The sequence below is a fragment of the Alkalihalobacterium alkalinitrilicum genome (assembly GCF_002019605.1).
Taxonomy (GTDB): Bacteria; Bacillota; Bacilli; order Bacillales; family Bacillaceae_F; genus Alkalihalobacterium; species Alkalihalobacterium alkalinitrilicum.
Genome location: NZ_KV917368.1, coordinates 5321633 through 5341168, shown reverse-complemented (window position 1 = coordinate 5341168; position 19536 = coordinate 5321633). Strand labels below are relative to the sequence as shown.

General features: G+C 36.9%; 18 protein-coding genes. 2 read left to right on the top strand and 16 right to left on the bottom strand.

Going from position 1 to position 19536, the window contains the following annotated elements; translation table 11 throughout:
- Window positions 1–95: 95 nt before the first annotated feature.
- The 12 genes from murD to BK574_RS25825 form a co-directional block, all read right to left on the bottom strand.
- Window positions 96–1454, bottom strand: coding sequence for a UDP-N-acetylmuramoyl-L-alanine--D-glutamate ligase (gene murD / locus BK574_RS25880; protein ID WP_078430657.1), 1359 nt, complete (start codon window positions 1452–1454; stop codon window positions 96–98).
- Window positions 1455–2432, bottom strand: coding sequence for a phospho-N-acetylmuramoyl-pentapeptide-transferase (gene mraY / locus BK574_RS25875; RefSeq protein ID WP_075385551.1), 978 nt, complete (start codon window positions 2430–2432; stop codon window positions 1455–1457).
- 20 nt (window positions 2433–2452) lie between these two features.
- The gene (locus BK574_RS25870) at window positions 2453–3811 is read right to left on the bottom strand and encodes a UDP-N-acetylmuramoyl-tripeptide--D-alanyl-D-alanine ligase (RefSeq protein WP_078430656.1); all 1359 of its coding nucleotides are present in this window, start codon (window positions 3809–3811) and stop codon (window positions 2453–2455) included.
- A complete protein-coding gene (locus BK574_RS25865) occupies window positions 3808–5277 on the bottom strand; it encodes a UDP-N-acetylmuramoyl-L-alanyl-D-glutamate--2,6-diaminopimelate ligase (RefSeq protein WP_078430655.1) in 1470 nt (489 codons plus the stop codon). Before BK574_RS25865 ends, BK574_RS25870 begins: the two co-directional genes overlap by 4 nt.
- Window positions 5278–5485: 208 nt before the next feature.
- The gene (locus BK574_RS25860) at window positions 5486–7420 is read right to left on the bottom strand and encodes a stage V sporulation protein D (protein ID WP_075385548.1); all 1935 of its coding nucleotides are present in this window, start codon (window positions 7418–7420) and stop codon (window positions 5486–5488) included.
- A gap of 108 nt (window positions 7421–7528) precedes the next feature.
- A complete protein-coding gene (locus tag BK574_RS25855) occupies window positions 7529–9712 on the bottom strand; it encodes a penicillin-binding protein (RefSeq protein ID WP_078430654.1) in 2184 nt (727 codons plus the stop codon).
- A gap of 41 nt (window positions 9713–9753) precedes the next feature.
- Complete coding sequence (gene ftsL / locus BK574_RS25850) at window positions 9754–10119, bottom strand: cell division protein FtsL (protein WP_078430653.1); 366 nt, start codon at window positions 10117–10119, stop codon at window positions 9754–9756.
- A 13-nt stretch (window positions 10120–10132) separates the two neighbouring features.
- Window positions 10133–11065, bottom strand: coding sequence for a 16S rRNA (cytosine(1402)-N(4))-methyltransferase RsmH (gene rsmH, locus BK574_RS25845; protein WP_078430652.1), 933 nt, complete (start codon window positions 11063–11065; stop codon window positions 10133–10135).
- A gap of 39 nt (window positions 11066–11104) precedes the next feature.
- Entirely contained in the window at window positions 11105–11536 is a 432-nt protein-coding gene (gene mraZ / locus BK574_RS25840) for a division/cell wall cluster transcriptional repressor MraZ (RefSeq protein ID WP_075385736.1), read from the bottom strand.
- Window positions 11537–11687: 151 nt separating this feature from the next.
- Window positions 11688–13310 carry a bacillithiol biosynthesis cysteine-adding enzyme BshC gene (gene bshC, locus BK574_RS25835; RefSeq protein WP_158211770.1) on the bottom strand — a complete coding sequence of 541 codons (1623 nt, stop codon included), beginning with the start codon at window positions 13308–13310 and terminating at the stop codon, window positions 11688–11690.
- A 91-nt stretch (window positions 13311–13401) separates the two neighbouring features.
- Window positions 13402–13782, bottom strand: a complete 381-nt coding sequence (locus BK574_RS25830) for a DUF3397 domain-containing protein (protein WP_078430650.1) — start codon at window positions 13780–13782, stop codon at window positions 13402–13404.
- Complete coding sequence (locus BK574_RS25825; protein WP_075385542.1) at window positions 13775–14686, bottom strand: 2-dehydropantoate 2-reductase; 912 nt, start codon at window positions 14684–14686, stop codon at window positions 13775–13777. Before BK574_RS25825 ends, BK574_RS25830 begins: the two co-directional genes overlap by 8 nt.
- 327 nt (window positions 14687–15013) lie before the next feature.
- Between BK574_RS25825 and BK574_RS25820 the strand changes: the two genes are divergently transcribed.
- Window positions 15014–15499: an N-acetyltransferase gene (locus tag BK574_RS25820; protein ID WP_078430649.1), complete on the top strand. Its 486-nt coding sequence runs from the start codon at window positions 15014–15016 to the stop codon at window positions 15497–15499.
- A gap of 46 nt (window positions 15500–15545) precedes the next feature.
- Here the strand turns inward: BK574_RS25820 and BK574_RS25815 are convergent, their stop codons facing one another.
- The 4 genes from BK574_RS25815 to BK574_RS25800 form a co-directional block, all read right to left on the bottom strand.
- Window positions 15546–16175 (bottom strand): RsfA family transcriptional regulator, encoded by a 630-nt coding sequence (locus BK574_RS25815; RefSeq protein WP_075385540.1) that lies wholly within the window; start codon window positions 16173–16175, stop codon window positions 15546–15548.
- A 185-nt stretch (window positions 16176–16360) separates the two neighbouring features.
- Window positions 16361–17119, bottom strand: coding sequence for an enoyl-CoA hydratase/isomerase family protein (locus BK574_RS25810; RefSeq protein ID WP_078430648.1), 759 nt, complete (start codon window positions 17117–17119; stop codon window positions 16361–16363).
- Between the two features lie 120 nt (window positions 17120–17239).
- Complete coding sequence (gene rpmF / locus BK574_RS25805) at window positions 17240–17413, bottom strand: 50S ribosomal protein L32 (RefSeq protein ID WP_075385538.1); 174 nt, start codon at window positions 17411–17413, stop codon at window positions 17240–17242.
- A gap of 117 nt (window positions 17414–17530) precedes the next feature.
- Complete coding sequence (locus tag BK574_RS25800) at window positions 17531–18043, bottom strand: YceD family protein (RefSeq protein ID WP_078430647.1); 513 nt, start codon at window positions 18041–18043, stop codon at window positions 17531–17533.
- Between the two features lie 250 nt (window positions 18044–18293).
- Between BK574_RS25800 and BK574_RS25795 the strand changes: the two genes are divergently transcribed.
- Window positions 18294–19523, top strand: a complete 1230-nt coding sequence (locus BK574_RS25795; RefSeq protein ID WP_078430646.1) for a nucleotidyltransferase — start codon at window positions 18294–18296, stop codon at window positions 19521–19523.
- Window positions 19524–19536: the final 13 nt, after the last annotated feature.

The following is a 19536-nucleotide window of genomic DNA, read 5'->3' as shown; positions in this document are numbered from 1 at the left end:
ACACCTCACTTACTAAAAGTGTTCGTACAATTAGGAGTTAATTGTACAACCTCTAATACCTAAACATATGCACCAGACGGTAAGAACATGTCCTTTTATCTTTGGATTAACTGCTCAACGGCATGAATAAATTTCTCGCCTCGTTGTTCGAAAGTTTTATATTGGTCCCAACTCGCGCAAGCAGGCGAAAGTAATATGATATCTCCCGCCACTGAAAGGTCAAAAGCGACAGGGACTGCTTCTTCCACATTTAAAACAGGTTTGATGACGTCGACACCAGCTTCTTTAGCAGCTGCCATGATCTTTTCTTTCGTTTCCCCAAACGTTACAACAGCTTTCACTTTCTGTAATGATGGGATAAACGCATCAAATGAGTTCCCTCGATCTAATCCTCCTGCTAATAGAATGACAGGTTCTGAAAAAGCTGAAACAGCTGCTTGAGCTGCTAAAATGTTCGTGGCTTTCGAATCATTATAAAACTTTCGGTCTTCAATTGTTTTTACATATTGAACTCGATGCTCGACGCCTGTAAACGTTTTTAACACTTTAACAATCTGCTCCGTACGTGCACCCATAGTTTTTGCAGCTGCAATAGCGGCTAATATATTTTCTAAATTGTGCTTACCTGGAAGAGTAATATCAGACCTATCTATTATTCTTTCGGTCTTAAAATACACGGTACTTTCCTTGACATAAGCTCCTTCTACTACTTCTTGAGTAGTAGAAAATGGAACTTTTATTCCTTTAACCTCTTCTGCAAGCTTTACGACAAAATCATCGTCGACATTTACAACATAAAAATCTTCTTCAGTTAAGTTTGCGAATATTTTAGCTTTAGCATGTCCGTACGATTCTTTCGTTCCATGGTAATCTAAATGCGCATCAAAAAGGTTCAATAACACAGCCACTTTGGGATGAAATTTTTCTGTGCCTTGTAGTTGGAAGCTTGAAACTTCAGTCACGATAATATTTTGATCCGTTGCTTTTTCTGCTACCTCACAAGCTACGGTTCCAATATTCCCTGCAACAAGTGGCTCTTTCCCACTATTTTTTAACATTTCTACAATTAACGTTGTCGTTGTTGTTTTTCCATTAGACCCTGTAATAGCTACCATATCAGCTTCTGAAATTTTTGATGCTAATTCTACTTCAGTTACGACAGAAATTCCTCGTTTAAGTGCTTCTGCAACGAGGGGGTTAGTATAAGGAATTCCTGGATTTTTAACAATAAAATCAACGGGCTCATCCAATAATGTTAATGGATGAGCACCACAAACAACTTTAATTCCTAAAGTTTCTAAATCCCTCGCTTGAGGGTTTTCTTCCATTGGCTTTGAGTCATTTACCGTTACATGAGCTCCTAATCGGTATAAGAGGCGACTTGCAGCCTCACCACTTTTGGCTAAACCGAGAACGAGTACATGTTGATTTTTAAATTGTTGTTCATTTCTCATCTAGATCCACACCTCTAAATAAATTCCTAATACAGCAAAAAGCATACCTACTAACCAGAATGTAACGACCACTCGCCATTCAGACCATCCTGATAACTCATAATGATGGTGAAGAGGACTCATTTTAAAAATCCGCTTACCTCTCGTTTTAAATGATACAACTTGAATGATAACGGAAAGTGTTTCAATAACAAAGACTCCACCGATAATCACTAGTAATATTTCGAGCTTAGTTAAAATAGCAACCGCTGCAATGGCACCACCTAAAGCAAGTGAGCCCGTATCCCCCATAAAGACTTTTGCCGGATGAGCATTAAATACTAAAAATCCTAATACCGCACCAACAACTGCCCCACAGAATATTGCTACATCAAACATTTCTGCATTCCAAGCTAAGACAGCAAATGCTCCAAAGGCAATTGCACCTGTTCCAGCAAGTAAACCATCTAATCCGTCTGTTAAATTGACTGCATTAGATGCCCCAACTAGCATAACAATAATAAGCGGGAAATAAAGCCAACCAAAATCAATGGATAAATTCGTGGCTGGAATTACAATTTCTGTTGAAAAGTCAAGCATGCGTAATCCTAAATAAAAGATAATTGCTATTACAAGCTGCCCTACTAATTTTTGTTTTGACGTTAGCCCTAAGTTCCTTTTCATGACGACTTTAATAAAGTCATCAAGAAAACCTAATAATCCATACCCTAAAGTAACAAACAGAAGTAACCAAATTTCTGTTGTAAACGTTAAGAATTTCGATATTATTATAACCGTTGTAAGAAGAATAGATAATAAAATCATAATACCGCCCATCGTCGGAGTACCACTTTTCTTTTGATGTGATTTTGGCCCTTCGTCACGAATACTTTGTCCAAATTTTAACCTTCTCAGAAAAGGAATAATAATGGGGGATAATATTACGGCAATGAGGAAGGACGCGATTAATGTAAATAGTAATGTAATCTGTTCAAACATGGGTCATTGCCTCCTTTCTATTACATTAAATGTTTAGTGATCGTTTCTAATTGGAGTCCCCTTGAAGCTTTAATTAATACAACCGTATTTTCATCTAAGAGTTTTAAAGCAGTTTCAACGATATCTTCTTTATTTAAAAAACGTTGTACTATAAGCGTATGGTCTTTTTTCTCATTAAATGCGTCGAGAATCCATTGTCCTTTTTCTCCTACTGTAAATAAATGTGTAATCGGCTTATCAATCACAGAAGCTACCGATTTATGAAGCGCACTTTCATCAGGTCCAAGTTCATACATATCACCTAAAATTAAGATTCTCTTTGAAAAACCTGGCAATTCTTTAATCGCTTCAATAGCAGCCCTCATCGAAGTTGGGCTTGCATTATAGGCATCATTTATTATGGTAGAACCATTTAAACCTTTAAGTCTTTCTAACCTCATACCTGTTAAACTCACTTGTTTTAACCCACTCTGAATACTTTCTTCTGTTAACCCAAGTTCTCTTCCAATGATAATGGCATATGCTGCATTTTTAATGTTATGACGACCGAGGAGTGGAACTTCAAAAAGGGTATCTTCCCCGTTAATCGAAAAAGTATAGCCAAACTCGGTAGAAGAGATATTCATAATTTGTGATTTACACGTATGAGCAAAACCACAAGTACTTACATTCTCACTATAGAAAGAGTGAAGCAAAGGCTCATCTCCATCAATGATCACTTTTCCATCTCTTCGTAAGCCTTTAGTTATCTCCATTTTCGCTTTGGCGATTCCTTCACGGCTTCCTAATTGTTCAATATGAGATTCTCCTATATTAGTGACAACTGCAAAATGAGGTTCAGCAATGTTACTTAATAATTCAATTTCTCCATAACCACTCATCCCCATCTCTAATATTAGAAGTTCACAATCGTGTTCCATTCCTAGTATTGTTAATGGTAAACCAATATGATTATTAAAGTTCCCTTGCGTTTTATACGTTTTATACGTAGTTGATAAAACCGCATCTAATAAGTCTTTCGTCGTTGTTTTCCCATTACTTCCAGTGACTCCGACAACAATTGGATCAATAAACTTCAAATATGCTTTTGACAACTGTTGTAATGCTTGTAACGTATCTTCAACCAAATAAAGATAAAAGTTTTCAGGAATGTTTTTCGGGATAGGTTTATCTTTTTGCCACAAGGAGGCATTAGCTCCTTTTTCAATAGCTGAATGAATAAAGTTATGCCCATCAAATCTTTCGCCTACTATCGGAACAAACAACCCATTTTCCATCGGCTGACGACTATCCGTATAAACACCTGTAAATGATATACTTGCCTTTTCTGGTAGCAACCGCTCTGAAATTGCTTCAATTAAATGTCCAGGTAATTTCATTTCATTCTCTCCTCGATCATTTCCTGTGCTACTTGCCTGTCATCAAAGTCAAAGACGTTTTTCCCGACTATTTGATATGTCTCATGTCCTTTGCCTGCGATTAAAACAACATCATTTGCAGTTGCTTGTCGAATAGCAAATTCAATGGCTTCTTTCCGATCAACGATGGACGTATAATTCGAACTTTGTATGCCTACTTCCATATCTTTCAAAATTGCTTCTGGCTGTTCACTTCTCGGGTTGTCAGACGTAAAAACAGCATGATCACTGTATTTAACAGCGATTCGTGCCATAACTGGACGTTTCGTACGATCCCGATCTCCGCCGCAGCCTACTACACAATAAATTTTCCCTTTCGCTAACTCATTAACAGTAGTTAGAACATTTTCTAAGCTATCTGGAGTATGGGCATAATCTACGATGACCGAAAAATCTTGGCCTACATCAACTGTTTCAAACCTGCCAGAAACACCTTCTATACTTTCTAAACTTTGTTTAATGTTGTCTAAAGAGATACCATGTACTAAACAAGCTGCGGTTGCAGCTAGTGCGTTATACACACTAAATTTTCCAATTAGACGCAAGTTGATTTCCGTAGATCCTTCTGGTGAAGATAACGTAAATGTAGTTCCTGCTGCAGTCATTTTAATATTTTTCGCTTGAACATCACTGGTATCATTAATGCCATACGTCAAAACTTGAACCGCCGTCATCTTTTTGTATTCTTCTGACGCTGGATCATCTTCATTTAATATTGCTATTTTTGATGTTGACTGATCATATGTATTTCCTAGTTGTGAAAAAAGAAGACCTTTAGCATATTTATAGGCTTCCATCGTTTCATGATAGTCAAGGTGATCTGGTGTTAAATTTGTGAATACGGCAATATTGAAGTCACAACCTCTCACTCTCCCTAGATGAAGAGCATGGGAAGAAACCTCCATTATAGCGGTATCCACTTTGTTGTCTACCATTTGTTTGAATGTTTTTTGTAGTGTAAGTGATTCTGGTGTCGTATTTTTCGTATCAAATGTTTCTTGCCCAATCTTGGTATACATCGTCCCGATTAACCCAGTGGTTTCACCGTTATCATTTAATACTTTTTCAATGAGATGAGTTACTGTCGTTTTTCCATTCGTTCCTGTAATTCCAATTAGCGATAACTTCTTTGTTGGATAATCATAAAAATGATTAGATAGAATAGCCATGGCTCGCTTTGTATCGTTAACGGTAATGACAGGTACAGTCGCATCTATTTCATGTTCAGCCAGTACCGCACTTGCTCCCCTAGCGATTGCTTGATCTACATAGTCATGCCCATCTACAGTAAACCCTTTAATACAAATAAACAAACTACCTTTTTGTACTTCTCTAGAGTCCATCTCAATGGATGAAATCATCGGATTTAATTGGGCGTTTGAAATATTCGCATACTGTAATCGTTGTACTAATTGATCTAATTTCATAGTATAAACCCTTTCTATCACGTACATTTAATATCTATCGTAGGACAAACAAGATCATTTTAATCATTTTTTTGATGATTATGATGATTTACTCTTACAAATGTATGTTAATCTACATAGAAGAAGTCCCTTTTCCTACTATAACCCCGCTACACAATGAATCCCCCCGAAAAAATGCCGGAGGGAATAGAAGTGTTACAGAACCATTTTAGTCGTTTGTGTCTGTTTTGTCACCCATATAAATACGTATTGTTGAACCTGCTTTTACTTTTACTCCAGGTTCTGGTGCTTGGGCTAACACTTTGGACCCACTTCCAGAAGCGTCTATTTTTAAATCGTAATACGCTTGATTGATTTCTCGTATGGAAAGTCCAACAAGATCTGGAGTTTCAACAATAGGCTCATCATTCCAAGCTTTTTCTTTTTCGATCTGATCCGAACGTTTTTCAACGCCCATTGCAGCTAAACTATCGCCTATAATTTTACCGACAATCGGTGCTGCAACGACTCCACCAAATTGAACCGTTCCTTTTGGGTTATCAATTGCTACGTATACAACGATTTCTGGATTATCCGCTGGAGCCATTCCAATAAATGAGACTATGTGATTATTTTCTAAATATCGTCCATCTTTCGCTTTTTGCGCTGTTCCTGTTTTTCCACCGACACGATAACCATCGACAAATGCTCCCTTACCAGTCCCGAGGGCAACAACACTTTCTAGCGCATGACGTATTTCTTTAGATGTTTCTTCTGAAATGACTCTTCTTTTTGAAACTGGTGCTTGTGAATTTACAACTTGACCTGTTGTTGGGTCTACCCAGTCTTTTGCAATAAAGGGTTGATACAAATATCCTCCATTAATCGCTGCTGAAACAGCAGCTACTTGTTGGATAGGTGTTACAGCAACCCCTTGCCCAAAAGCTGTTGTCGCTAATTCTAATGGACCTACTCTATCGCGTTTAAAAAGAATTCCTTTTCCCTCACCTTGAAGGTCAATCCCTGTTTCTTGGCCAAATCCAAAGTTTTCAATATAATCAAACAATCGATCTTTACCTAATCGTTCTCCAAGGACAACAAAGCCTGGGTTACATGAATTTTGAACAACTTCTAGAAACGTTTGGTGACCATGCCCACCTTTTTTCCAACACCGTAACCTATGACCTGATACTTCGATAAATCCTGGGTCATTGAAAGTTTCCTTGTGTAAGTCCACTTCACCTTCTTCTATAGCAGCTGCAAGCGTAATGATCTTAAAGGTTGAACCTGGCTCATACTGCATCCACACTGGCTTGTTTTGGTTATAGATCTCTGGTGGAACTTCTCTAAAGTTTTCAGGGTTATAATGAGGACGACTTGACATCCCAAGAATTTCCCCTGTATTTGGATTCATCGCAATCGCAATCGCACCATCTGGATTGTAAGTTGCTTCTGCAATATCTAACTCTCGTTCAATGATCGTTTGCACTTTAGTATCTATTGTCAGCCTTAAGTTAAGACCATCTACTGGAGGAGTGTACTCATCTGCCAAATCTGGTAACCTCTTACCTTTTGCATCCGAAAAAAACGAAACATGTCCCTTTTTTCCGCTTAAATATTCATCATAAAATAATTCAAGTCCTGTTAACCCTTGATTATCAATACCCGCAAACCCTAAAACATGTGATAAAAATTTGCCATTCGGATAATGTCTTTTACTATCCTCTGCAACATACACGCCAGGTAAATCAAGAGACCTTACTTCATTTGCTTTTTCTTTTGAAATTTTCCTACCTTCAGGGTTAATCCTTACAGACGAAGCACTTTTCGTAATTAATTCATAGGCTTTTTGTCTATCCATATTCAAGACGTTTGCTAATTTCTCTGCAGTATCAGCTGGTTCTTTGACTTGACGTGGAACAACTAAGATGGATGGTGCACTAACATTTGTAGCTAGTATTTCATCATTTCGATCTAAAATTTCTCCACGTTTTGCTTCAAATGGAATATCTCGACTCCATGAGTCTTCTGCTCGATCTGTTAGCCAGTTCCCCATACCAAATTGCACATACCCAAGGCGGATAGCAATGATAAGGAATATAATTAATCCACATATTAATACAAATACTAAACGTTTTCGTACAGTAACATTGGACACTCGCACTTCCTGTACCCCCATTTTCCAACCTAGATTTCACATATATAAGGCTTGTCATGCTTGTTTAACTTATATGCGTATTACTAGATAATTAGAACAATTAGGGGGCTATTGTCATGATTGGCCTTCGATACGCCCGTCTTCTTCGACTTCTGTCATTTCAAATTCACCTTCTTGACCTGGCAAATGTAATTCGATGGTAATATGTTCTCCCATCTCTATTTTACTTCCTGTAGATATGCTTTGACTTGTAACATAACCTGTTCCAAATATATTCATATTGAGATCCAATGCTTTCGATAGTTTCATTGCATCTCTGAACGACCAACCTTCGATATTCGGCATTTCGTATTGATCACCTGATGTAACAAGAACAACTTTCTCATTGTCCATTACATATCGCCCTGACACCGGTTGCTGTTCTTCTACTTTCTTTCCATCACCTAGGATGATAACCTCTACTCCTGAATTCATTAACTCACTATTAACAGCTTCTATAGATTTCCCTTTATAGTCTTTCAACTTAAATCCAACTTCTTCACTTTCAACGACTTCTTGAAAACTTGGATTGATATTTAAATATTGTAAACTATGTTTCATCACCGTATTGAAAATTTGTGATACAGGCGCGGAACCTGACTCTGTCTGCTTTAATTTTGGTTGTTCAACAGCCACATAAACGATAACTCGAGGATCCTCTTTCGGTGCCATACCTAAAAACGAGAAAAGGTTCTTTCCATGTCCTCGTAAGTAGCCAGGACCATTCGGATTAGGAATTTGAGCAGTCCCTGTTTTCCCTATGACATCAAAGCCCTCAATATAATAAGGCGTTCCCGTTCCAGCAGATGAGGTTACGACTGTTTCTAATATGTCTCGCATTTGTTTTGCAGTAGCCTCAGAAATTGGTTGGTTAACTAGTGTCGGTTCATTTTTCTGAATGACTTTTCCTGTTTCACCATCTACAATTCGATCTATTACATAAGGTTTCATGATCTGTCCACCAGTTGCAATCGCTGTTGCGGCTTGAACTTGTTGTATTGGAGTGACAGCTGTCGCTTGACCAAATGCTGTAGATATCGCGTTAGAAGCTGTCTTTTCAGCAATTAAACTCGTCGCTTCACTTGGTAGATCAATTCCCGTTTGGCTTGTGAAACCAAACTTATCAAGATATTCATAAAATTTATCCGTCCCTAATTTTTCATGGGCAATTTTTGAAAAAGCAACATTGGAAGAACGTTGCATTCCTTCATCATACGTTATCGGTCCCCAACCTCTACCCTGATTATGGTCCGAAATAACCCTATTTCCTATACGGTACTGACCTGATTGAAACTGTTCATTCCCATTATAAACACCTTCTTCAATAGCAGCAGCTAATGTAAAAATTTTCATAGTGGAACCAGGTTCAAATCGATCAACAACCGCAAAATTTCGATAGTTTTCAATATCTTCGTATTGATTCGGATTAAAACTAGGTCGATTACTCATCGCTAGGATTTGTCCTGTTTGAGGGTCAGCTACAATTGCAATCATTTTTTCAGGGTCGTAATCTTCTTCAACTTTCGTCATAATTTGTTCTAAAGCAGTTTGAATGTTGGAATCGAGTGTCAAATAAACATCATGACCGTGCTTTGGAGGTTCAACCGTTTCCTTTGGGTCCGGCAACCGAATCCCCTTCCGATCTCTCTGATAAACGACAGACCCATTTTCTGCACGTAATAATTCATCCAAGCTAAGCTCTAGCCCCATTCTCGACTTTTCCATATCTCGTTCTGTATAGCCGATTACATGAGAAGCATACGTTTGTTTTGGATAGTACCGGCGCGGCTCCTCTCTAAATTCAATACCTGGAAGCTCATAATCTTTAATCGCCTTCATTTTCTCATGACTCATATTTTTTGCACCAGCACCTAATTCCACTTGGAAGCGGTCACTTGATAGGAGCCGTTCAAGGTTTTCAACCGACATATTAATATAAGGTGATAAAATTTCCGCTGTCTCCCTTGGGTCTTCTACATAGCGGCTTTGACTTTTATCTAATACCGCAAACATTGTATATGAGTTAATTTCTTGGGCAAGCGGACTTCCTTCTCGGTCGAAAATGGTTCCGCGATTCCCCTCAATTTCATTTTTAGTCATCCACCTTTGTTCTGCCATTACTTTTAAATCATGACCGGCCACTTCTTTTGTTGTTTGAATCATAATAATTCTCCCGATAAGTATGACAAAACATAAGAGGAAAATACCCATAATGAATACAGCTCTCTTGTTAGTTACAGGTCGTTTATGAATATCCATTATAATCACATCCTTAAAAAGAAAACTAGCTCACAACGGAACTAGTTTTGTATTACTCTTACTTTATTGTCGTCTAAAGACATACCAAGTTGTTCCGTTGCGATATGCAGAATTCTATCAGGTGCGCTTAACTCAATTACCTGTAGTTGCAGTCCATCATTTACTTGTGTTTGTTGTTGTATATCTCGTTGTAAATTATGAATGTCTCGGTTAACTGAGTAGACGGATGCATAGTTTGCAATAATGAACGTAACGGCTACAGAAAACGCAACAACAGCTAATAAGACTAATCCTTTTTCGCCTTTTGTAACAGAAAACTTTCGTTGTTTAGGAGCCTTTAATTGCTTTTGTTGCTGATCTTGAACCTTTTGAGGGTGTTGCTGATACTGTCGAGCTAAATTACTCATAATGTCTCCTCCTTTAATTTTTTTCTGCAATCCGTAGTTTTGCTGAGCGAGCTCGGTTATTCTTTTCTAGTTCATTAACACTTGCAATAATTGGTTTTTTTGTAATCATGGTGAGTTTAGGTTCATACCCTTGTGGGATCATTGGCATCCCACGAGGAAGATCAGGACCTTTGCTCTCTTTTTTAAACATGTCTTTACACATTCTGTCTTCTAATGAATGGAACGTGATCACGCATATACGACCTTTAGGAGCTGTAATTTCAATCGAATCAGCTAATGCTTGTTCAAATGCACCTAATTCATCGTTAACTGCTATACGAATCGCTTGAAATGTTCGCTTTGCAGGATGACCTCCTGTTCTTCTGGCAGGAGCGGGTATTCCTGATTTAATAATCTCAACTAATTCACCTGTCGTTTCGATCTTTTTTTTCTCTCTTGCCGCTTCGATCTTTCTAGCAATTTGTTTAGCAAACTTTTCTTCCCCGTATCTTGAAATAATGGAAACAATCTTACCAAATTCCCACTCATTCACGACTTCAGAAGCACTTAAAGCAGCGGTTTGATCCATTCTCATATCTAATGGTGCATCTTGGTGGTAGCTAAAACCACGTTCCGCTTCATCTAATTGAGGCGAAGATACTCCTAAATCAAACAGTACCCCATCGACTTGTTCTATTCCTCTAGCTTGCAACTCTTCTTTTATATAACGAAAATTACTCTTAATTAAAGTAAATTGACCCTCATATTTACTTAACTTTTCTTTTGCGTTGGCTAAGGCTACATCATCTTGGTCAAAGGCAAATAAATGACCATCAGAATTAAGTTTAGACAAAATTAATTCACTATGACCTCCTCCACCAAGGGTACAGTCTACATAAATTCCATCTTCTTTTATATTCAATCCGTTTACTGACTCTTCTTTTAACACAGTAATATGATTAAACACTTACTACCACCTCTTCTATGCTTTTCTTAGATGCATTCGTTAAAGATCAAAATCTACGATGTTTTCAGCAATCTCACTAAATGATTCTTCTGATTCCATAAAATAGTCTTCCCAGATTGCTTTACTCCAAATTTCTACCCGGTTAGAAACCCCAATAATGACACACTCTTTTTCAATATGTGCATATTCCCTAAGTGGGGAGGCAATATTTACTCTACCCTGTTTATCAAGCTCACATTCCGTGGCACCAGAAAAGAAAAATCGAGTAAAGGCTCTGGCATCTTTTTTTGTAAATGGGAGTGACTTTAATTTCCCTTCTAGAATTTTCCACTCGCCTTGTGGATAGACGAATAACGAACGATCAAGTCCACGTGTTACAACAAAAGAGTCACCAAGTTCTTCACGGAACTTAGCAGGAATAATGAGTCTTCCCTTTTCATCGACATTATGCCGATACTCTCCCATGAACATAATCGTTTCACCATCCCCCACTTTATACCTCTAAGTTACCACATCCCCCCACTTTATACCACTAGATTTTCTAATTCTCTCCATAAAAAAAAAATCCTGCTTTTACACAGGATTTTTTTCATCTTTATTCATTTTTTTATCGTCAATTTCCTTAAAGTTCAATAATCTTATGATATCGATTTACATTTATCTCTTGTGCCTTTACCTGATCGATAAGTTCAAAACCAAACTGGTTAATAAATTGAAATATATTATATATGCGTTCCTGTGGCTTCTGGTTTGGAAAGACCATTTGTTCAACTGCATCATACTTCATGAACTCATACTTATACTTTTCTTTTTGTTGACGTTCTAATTTTTGATAAAGTACATCTATTTGGTCCAAAAGAATTTGGATATTTTTATTTGCAAGCTTCTCTGATGTTTCATCTAATTGTCCAGCAATTTGACGAAGTGGATTGTGAACATTTTCTATTTGAAGTTTAACATCGGTAGCGACCTTTTCTATATCCCATTTTTTTTGTTTCTCATACCACTCATCTCTCATTTTAGATAACGGATTAGATAATGCCTCATTAATCATTATACCTTTTTTCTCCAACCACTCACTATGCTTTTTCTCCAGCAACGTAATAGAAAGCCGGGGAACAATCGGTGGCATTTTCATTTCTAATGATTTAAATACCTTTTTCAACGTTGACCAATAAGCGATTTCTCCAGGACCTCCAACGAAAGCAAGTACGGGTAATAGAAATTCTTGCATTATTGGACGAGTAACGACATTATTACTTAATCGCTCTGGGGTCATTTGAGCAATAGAAAGCAATTCTTGTTTTGAATAAATTTTTTGATTGGCCACAAATGTTGTTTCACTAATTCGATCTAATCGGTGACGCTGGCCATTTTCTATGATAAAAAGGTTTGCATTTTCTTCATTTCGATCAATTGGTGTTCCAAAACCAAATTGTTCTAGTTGCTCAGACTGCGTCAAAAAAGATTTCTGAATGGCATAACTTTCCTCAATAAGCGATAAAAACATAGGTTTTTCAATCGAGCGTATATTAACGTCTGCTGCATCAAGCAAAACGAGACCTTCTTCTTTAAAAAACCACGCCATTAACTGGCTAAAAAAATGTGAATAGCTCGTTGAATTCTTTAGTGACGATGTTACAACTTCAAGAAGCTCTTTTGTATAGTTCGTCTCTGGCATTGAAGCAAAAACGTCTTCAATCCAATTCTTCGTTTTTTCATAAGCGAGCGGTCTCTCTGACAATGGTGATTTTACATCATCTGTTCTGTCAAATAATTGATACTTCACCAATTGGTTTTTCCCTTGCAAAAACAAGTGATTTACTTCCAGGAAATCGTGATCTTCTCCTGCTACCCAAAACACAGGGATAACAGGAACACCTAATTGTCGCTCTTGTTCTTTTGCCAATACGATCACCGTCAACGCTTTATATATCGTGTATAAAGGCCCCGTCATCAATCCAGGTTGTTGTCCTGTAACTACGACTACACTGTTAGGATCACGAAGGCGTTCGATTTGCAATAAATTTTTTTCGTGATAAATAAGCTTTTCATTATACGTTATTAACGCATCCGCTAGAAGGTCTCGATCATATGTACGATTTTTTATGTATTCATAACGAGAAGCATATGTAGATCGTTCTAAATAGTCATACTCAAAGAACGAATGGATTTGTGGATCTTCCTCTATATACGCTTTAGCTATTTTAGTTGTTGGTGAAAGTTCAACTTCTTTCACATTCATTATGTAACGCCCTTTCATTAAAAACTTAACATTCGAACGATTTGATTATAGCAAACAGATAACCGTACACAAAATAAAATGCTTACCTAAGTTAACTAATCAGTCTCAAAACGAAACCATACGTACTTAGTACAAGATAAATAATAAAAAATAAAATAAAATTAAACCGCCATATTCCTCTAACCAAACGAACAAAGTGAATATCATTCGCCACTTTCCAATGGACGACAGTAAAACAAATTGCAACTAAGAAAAAAGCGATGAGAATGATCCACAAGAAGGATTGATCCCATATTTCGTAACTAATAAAGTAAACTGCACTTATAAACAGGACTAAGGAGAGATCCGCCGCAAGACGAACTGAATAACTTTTTTTCTTCGTAATTTTAACTGTTATAATATACGCTAAGTACCAACCTATAATAGGTAGCGTCACAACCGTAGCAATAAACCATGCGAAAGCACTACTCAACCTTCTCCCTCGCTTCCCTTTCTATTCCTTTAATACTTTCATATAAAAATGCCGTTATAGCGATAGGTATCCCTTTTTCTTCCCCTTTTTGTAACACATACCCTGTAATAGCATCAATTTCAGTTTCATTATTATTTTCAATATCACGTAGCATCGATGATCTATTGTTTGCTGTCTTTTCACAAATCGCAAGTACTTCTTCCCACATACCATCATCGTTTCTAAATTCGAGACTCGCAACCGTTTCCTCGTAGACAGAGCGCATCAGTTTTTGAAAATGTGGGTTCGAAACTAGAGTTCCATTTGTTACTCGATATAACGCAGTTAACGGATTAATACATGCATTTACAATTAACTTTCGTTCCATTATCGTTAACCAATTGTTTAATACGGTAATAGGAAAGTCATTTTCTGATAAGACTTTCCAAACATTACTCCATCTTTGGATCTCACCCCTAACAGCCCCGATCTTTATTACCCCAATTCCTGTATGATGGACATCAGTCATCGAAGTCCGCATCGCCCCATGTTCAACAACCCCAACAAATAGCGATTGGACAGGAAGGTTTCGAATCACTGAAAGATGCCCCATTCCATTTTGCAAGAAGACCATTGCTTGAGGATGTTTAGAAAGATCAATGGAGTCGAAAAGCTTTTTTAAGTGAAATTGTTTTACGGTTACAAAAATTAAATCTTCCTCTAAGACACATACGTCTTCCATTGTCCTAGAAACGACTGAGACCATTTCAGAACCTTCCCTAGTTCGCAATTTAATTCCAGACTCCTCTAGTTGCGTTGCTTGTTTTTGACTCCGAGTATATAACGTTACGTTAAACCCTGATTTTCTTAAATAGGCGGCTAAAAGAAGTCCAATTGCTCCACCACCAATAACACCTATGTTCACAAAACCACTCCGCTCAAACCATCTTTTTTGAAAACTGAAAAGCCATGTATCCCAAGCGAAACCACCATTTTTTCAGTTTATAAATGCGAATACCAATTAAAGCTTTACTTAATGTAAATAATAGCACAATTGAAAAGAAAGACGAATGACCAAATCATAATTTTCTTTGGATTTAATAATATTTTCTAAAAATTTTTACTTTTTTAATTCTAGTATCATTTTTAGTTTTTTCAAGTTACCGTTACCTTTTTGTAGTAAAATAGAACACGTGGTGAATAATTTTTTGCTTGCTCCACATTTACTACTATCAATCAGGGAGGTCATCTTATGGAGAAACTAGAAGTTAAGCGCTTACTTATAAATTTTAAAACGTTAGAGGAATTTCAAAACTTTCGTGAATACGGAGCCCCAGAACTCTCGATGAGGGAGGACCTTCAAGCAAATATCATTGAAAATGATAGCGAATCCCCATTCTATGGAATTTATTACGGTAATAAACTAATTGCAAGAATGAGTCTTTACCGTGTAGAAGAAAAATTTGATAAATATTTCGAGCCACCACAAGATTATTTAGAATTATTCAAACTTGAAGTACTAGAGTCCTATCAGCAAAAAGGATATGGAAAAGCTTTAGTAGATTTCGCAAAAAGCTTCAATTTACCAATTAAAACAAACGCAAGACAACGTTCAGATGATTTTTGGAATAAGATGGGGTTTGAATCTGTAACCTATCAATCATCCCGTGACCGTGGCGAAAACCCTTATGTATGGTATCCAGAAGGCGTAAAAGAACAGATGTTACCAGAAGAATAACAAAAAAAGGCAACTCAGTGTTGAGTTGCCTTTTTTTGTTATTCTTCTAATTAGTACTCTTTTCTTCAGGTAGTACAGCCATCTTTCTTGCACGATCCATAATATTAATTAACGTCCTATAATCATCGTTAATAGTTTCTTTTTCTTTTTTTACAACTTTTATTTCTTTTTTCAGCTTTTCATTAGATTCTTTTAATTTTTGGTTTTCCTGTATTAACTTCTGGTTCTCGTCTTCTAATCGGTCATGATGTCCTAGCTTACTAGTATATTGTTGAAGAAAATTAATGACATCATCGAGCGTCATCTCTTTAGTAGATGCTTGTTTATCTTCAGAAAGAACAGCCGTTTCCTCTTCTTTCTTTACGGAATTTACGATCGTTGAACCTTCCATTTCTTGACTTGCTTCCACTTCATAGTTTGCTTGTTCAACTTCTTGCTCTTGCGTAAGTTTACCTTTTTTACGTTGTTTTTTCGCTAATGTAATAGCCGCATCATACTTTTTCCGAATAGCTGAGTTCCATCGAAACCCACAAGCAGCCGACGTCCGTTGTAACCTTTCGCCCACTTCTTCGAATGCAGCAAGCTGCGTACTACCTTCTCTTATATGACGTAAAACCACTTCAGCTAAGATTAAATCTTCATCATTCGTCCATGCGTCTTGCCGAATAATAGACATGTTATTTTCCCTCCTAAAACATCTTTTGTCTATACTTATGCATCTACTAGATAAGATAGACTTTTATGTTCTATTAAAGGATTATGTCCTTGATTTAATCAAAGTATTCCTATTGACAAGAATGAGAGCTTTAAGTCGCTGTTTATGCTTAACACTGTCACTTGTCAAGAACGATACTAAATCGTTTACTTTGATAAAAACCGTTCAACCGCTGCATGGTGTTCATCCGTTTCCCAAAGTGTCGAACATTCATCAATTTCTTTTATAAACCTATTTTTTACACTCGCTTTATCAAAACGATCATTCCAACGCTTTTTATAAGCTCTTAGAACAGGTGTCGACTGTTTTAAGAACGGAGCTAACCATTCTTTACACCCTTCGTCAAAGTTCTCCGTGTTTATAATTTGTTGAACAAAATTTACGTCAACTGCTTCTTCTGCATCATATCGTTTAGCTGTCATGAGCATATTCATTGCATCTGATTGATTAACACGTTCAAACAACATGGTAGATGCGCCCCATCCTGTTGTTATTCCAAGTGTTCCTTGAACGAACCCTACCTTTACATGCGGGGCTGCTAGCCGAAAATCACACGCAGTGGCTAACTCACACCCTCCACCTACAGCCGTACCATTGATTGCCGCCACTGTTGGCTTTGGAAAGAAAAATAGTCGGAACAAAATTTCTCCCATTTTCGAAAGCATATGTTCTGCTTGTTTTTTCGTATGTAATGCATGAAATATCGAAAGATCGCCACCCGAACAAAAAGCTTGATTCCCTGTACCCCTGATAACAACAAGTTTGTCTTCTTCATTTTTTTCAATTTCGTCTAACTTTTCTGTAAGTAGGTCCATTACATCATAATCTACTGCATTCCTTTTATCTTCTCGGTTAATAATTAACCATGCTATACCTGCCTCACGAATTAACTGTACTTTTTCCACTTTCCAATCCCCCTTTATCTCTTAAAATAATTCTTTCGACATATTTTTTAATTTTCCTTCCAAATATAAAAAATAAGCAAAAGGCTCTGCCCTCTGCTTATTATTTATGAAACTCATTTATTATTTGTTTAAAACGTCTTGGCCTTTGTATGATCCACACTCTTTACATACACGGTGTGCAATCTTTAACTCTCCACACTCTGGGCACTTTACCATACCTGGTACTGCTAATTTGTAGTGAGTACGACGTTTTCTTTTGCGAGTTTTTGAAGTTCTTCTAAAAGGTACTGCCATCATTCCCACCTCCTTAAAGGGCTATCACTGTTACTTTAAATTTTGCAAATATGCTATTTATGCGGTTAGTGGTGCTAACCAGAACAATTAAGGCCGAAAAAGCCGATGCTCCCAATACTATTGTTTATCAAAGAATTTCGCTAAATCTGCCAAACGAGGATCAATACGATCTTGCTTGTTTTCTTCCGTAATTAATTCCCAGTCTTGACCAGATTGAAGACCTTTTTCATCCGCTTTCTCACTAATAAGTTGGAGTGGGATCTCAAGAAGAATGTGCTCCATAATATATGGAACAAGATCAAGGGTATCTCCTTCAAGAGTATGAACATCTTCTGCTTCATCTTCGCTTACCCATGCATAATCGTCTAAACTAAAAACTTCTTTCACTTGAATGTGAAAAGGAAACTTTACATCTAATAACGACCTTGAACAAGGTAAAGTCATTTCTCCCTTTATATCAAGAGGAAACGAGATTAGATTTTTAGAAAATATCGCTTCACCAGTCACATGAACTGGACTAATTTCACGAATTTGTGGATCAATCTTTTTTAATTCATTGAGATCTACAATCTCATCAATCGTTAATCCTTTACTTTTCAAACCATTCAGTTGTTGAACTGTCCATTTCAAAAGAATCACCTCAAGGCAACAAGAGTAATTATAGCTGTGTAATTAATATTTGTCAACTTATTTTCTTTACACTCTTTTCAAGTGTTTACTTTATCATTTTTCCCCTTTAAATTGCAAGTTCTTTTATAGATGCTATACTTTTTATTAAAGAGATTTTATATCCAAATCCTTTTATTTACGCCAACAACGTCTATTACTTGATCACACAGTTTATACTAATTTAGTAGGTAATTATTTTGGAGGTACAAATATGAAAGCAGTCGGAGTTGTTGTTGAATATAACCCTTTACATAATGGACATCTATTTCATTTACAAGAAACAAAACGTATAACAAATGGCGATGTTGTCATTGCTGTCATGAGCGGTCACTTTTTGCAAAGAGGGGAGCCAGCAATCGTTTCTAAATGGCAACGAACGAAAATGGCCTTAGCTGCAGGTGTTGATATCGTCATTGAACTACCTTATGCCTATTCTACCCAAAAAGCAGAAATATTCGCATTCGGTTCCATTTCACTTTTACAAGCGATTGGAGTTCGTGAAATTTGTTTTGGAAGTGAAGCAGGTGACATCCATCTTTTTTACGAACTATATGAGTTTATGATAGAAAACAAACAAGCATTTAACGAAAAGGTCCAGTTGTTTATGCGAGAAGGAAATAGTTACCCAAAAGCAACTTCATTAGCTTTCCTTCATATAAAAGGTAATCAACAAATGCTAGACTTGTCTCAACCTAATAATATTTTAGGTTATCACTATGTTGAAGCCATCCACCGATTAGGTCAAAAAATGATTGGAAGAACGATCCAAAGGAAATCAGCACAATATCACGATGAGGGTTTCGCCTCAGAAACGATAGCTAGCGCTACAAGTATTAGGAAAGCCATATTTAACCAAAATCAAAACTCAAAAGATACGATCCATCAAGTCATACCAACTAGTACATTAAAATTATTATCAGATTACGAGACAGTGTACGATACACTACATGATTGGGAGCGATACTTCCCATTACTTAAATATAAGATCCTCTCTTTATCCGAAACAGAACTCGCTGCCATATATGAAGGTGAAGAAGGGCTAGAACACCGCTTCAAACGAAATATTCGTTCAGCAAATAGCTTTTTGGAATTCATGAATTTAGTAAAAACAAAACGCTACACTTGGAATCGACTACAACGATATTGTTTACATATTTTAACGAACACCAAAAAAGAAGAGATGGAGTGGGCAAATAACGGGAATCCTCCTCCTTATCTTCGTTTGCTAGGTATGAATTCAAAAGGACAAAGTTACTTAAATAAAATAAAAAAAACAATCGAACTTCCGCTTATTACAAAGTTGAACGCTTTTGATCATCCTCTTCTCGAATTGGATAAAAAGGTGGCTTCCATTTATACACTCGGACTACCAATAGAAGTCCAAAGTGAACGTTTAAAAGAAGAAACCATCCACTCGCCTATTCGGTTTACTGAACATTAAAAAAGAGGGGTGA

Excerpts from the sequence above, each read along its gene's own strand:
- murD (WP_078430657.1), bottom strand. The coding sequence starts at position 1,454 with ATGAGAAATGAACAACAATTTAAAAATCAACATGTACTCGTTCTCGGT.
- mraY (WP_075385551.1), bottom strand. The coding sequence starts at position 2,432 with ATGTTTGAACAGATTACATTACTATTTACATTAATCGCGTCCTTCCTC.
- BK574_RS25870 (WP_078430656.1), bottom strand. The coding sequence starts at position 3,811 with ATGAAATTACCTGGACATTTAATTGAAGCAATTTCAGAGCGGTTGCTA.
- BK574_RS25865 (WP_078430655.1), bottom strand. The coding sequence starts at position 5,277 with ATGAAATTAGATCAATTAGTACAACGATTACAGTATGCGAATATTTCA.
- BK574_RS25855 (WP_078430654.1), bottom strand. The coding sequence starts at position 9,712 with ATGGATATTCATAAACGACCTGTAACTAACAAGAGAGCTGTATTCATT.
- ftsL (WP_078430653.1), bottom strand. The coding sequence starts at position 10,119 with ATGAGTAATTTAGCTCGACAGTATCAGCAACACCCTCAAAAGGTTCAA.
- mraZ (WP_075385736.1), bottom strand. The coding sequence starts at position 11,536 with ATGTTCATGGGAGAGTATCGGCATAATGTCGATGAAAAGGGAAGACTC.
- bshC (WP_158211770.1), bottom strand. The coding sequence starts at position 13,310 with ATGAATGTGAAAGAAGTTGAACTTTCACCAACAACTAAAATAGCTAAA.
- BK574_RS25820 (WP_078430649.1), top strand. The coding sequence starts at position 15,014 with ATGGAGAAACTAGAAGTTAAGCGCTTACTTATAAATTTTAAAACGTTA.
- BK574_RS25815 (WP_075385540.1), bottom strand. The coding sequence starts at position 16,175 with ATGTCTATTATTCGGCAAGACGCATGGACGAATGATGAAGATTTAATC.
- rpmF (WP_075385538.1), bottom strand. The coding sequence starts at position 17,413 with ATGGCAGTACCTTTTAGAAGAACTTCAAAAACTCGCAAAAGAAAACGT.
- BK574_RS25795 (WP_078430646.1), top strand. The coding sequence starts at position 18,294 with ATGAAAGCAGTCGGAGTTGTTGTTGAATATAACCCTTTACATAATGGA.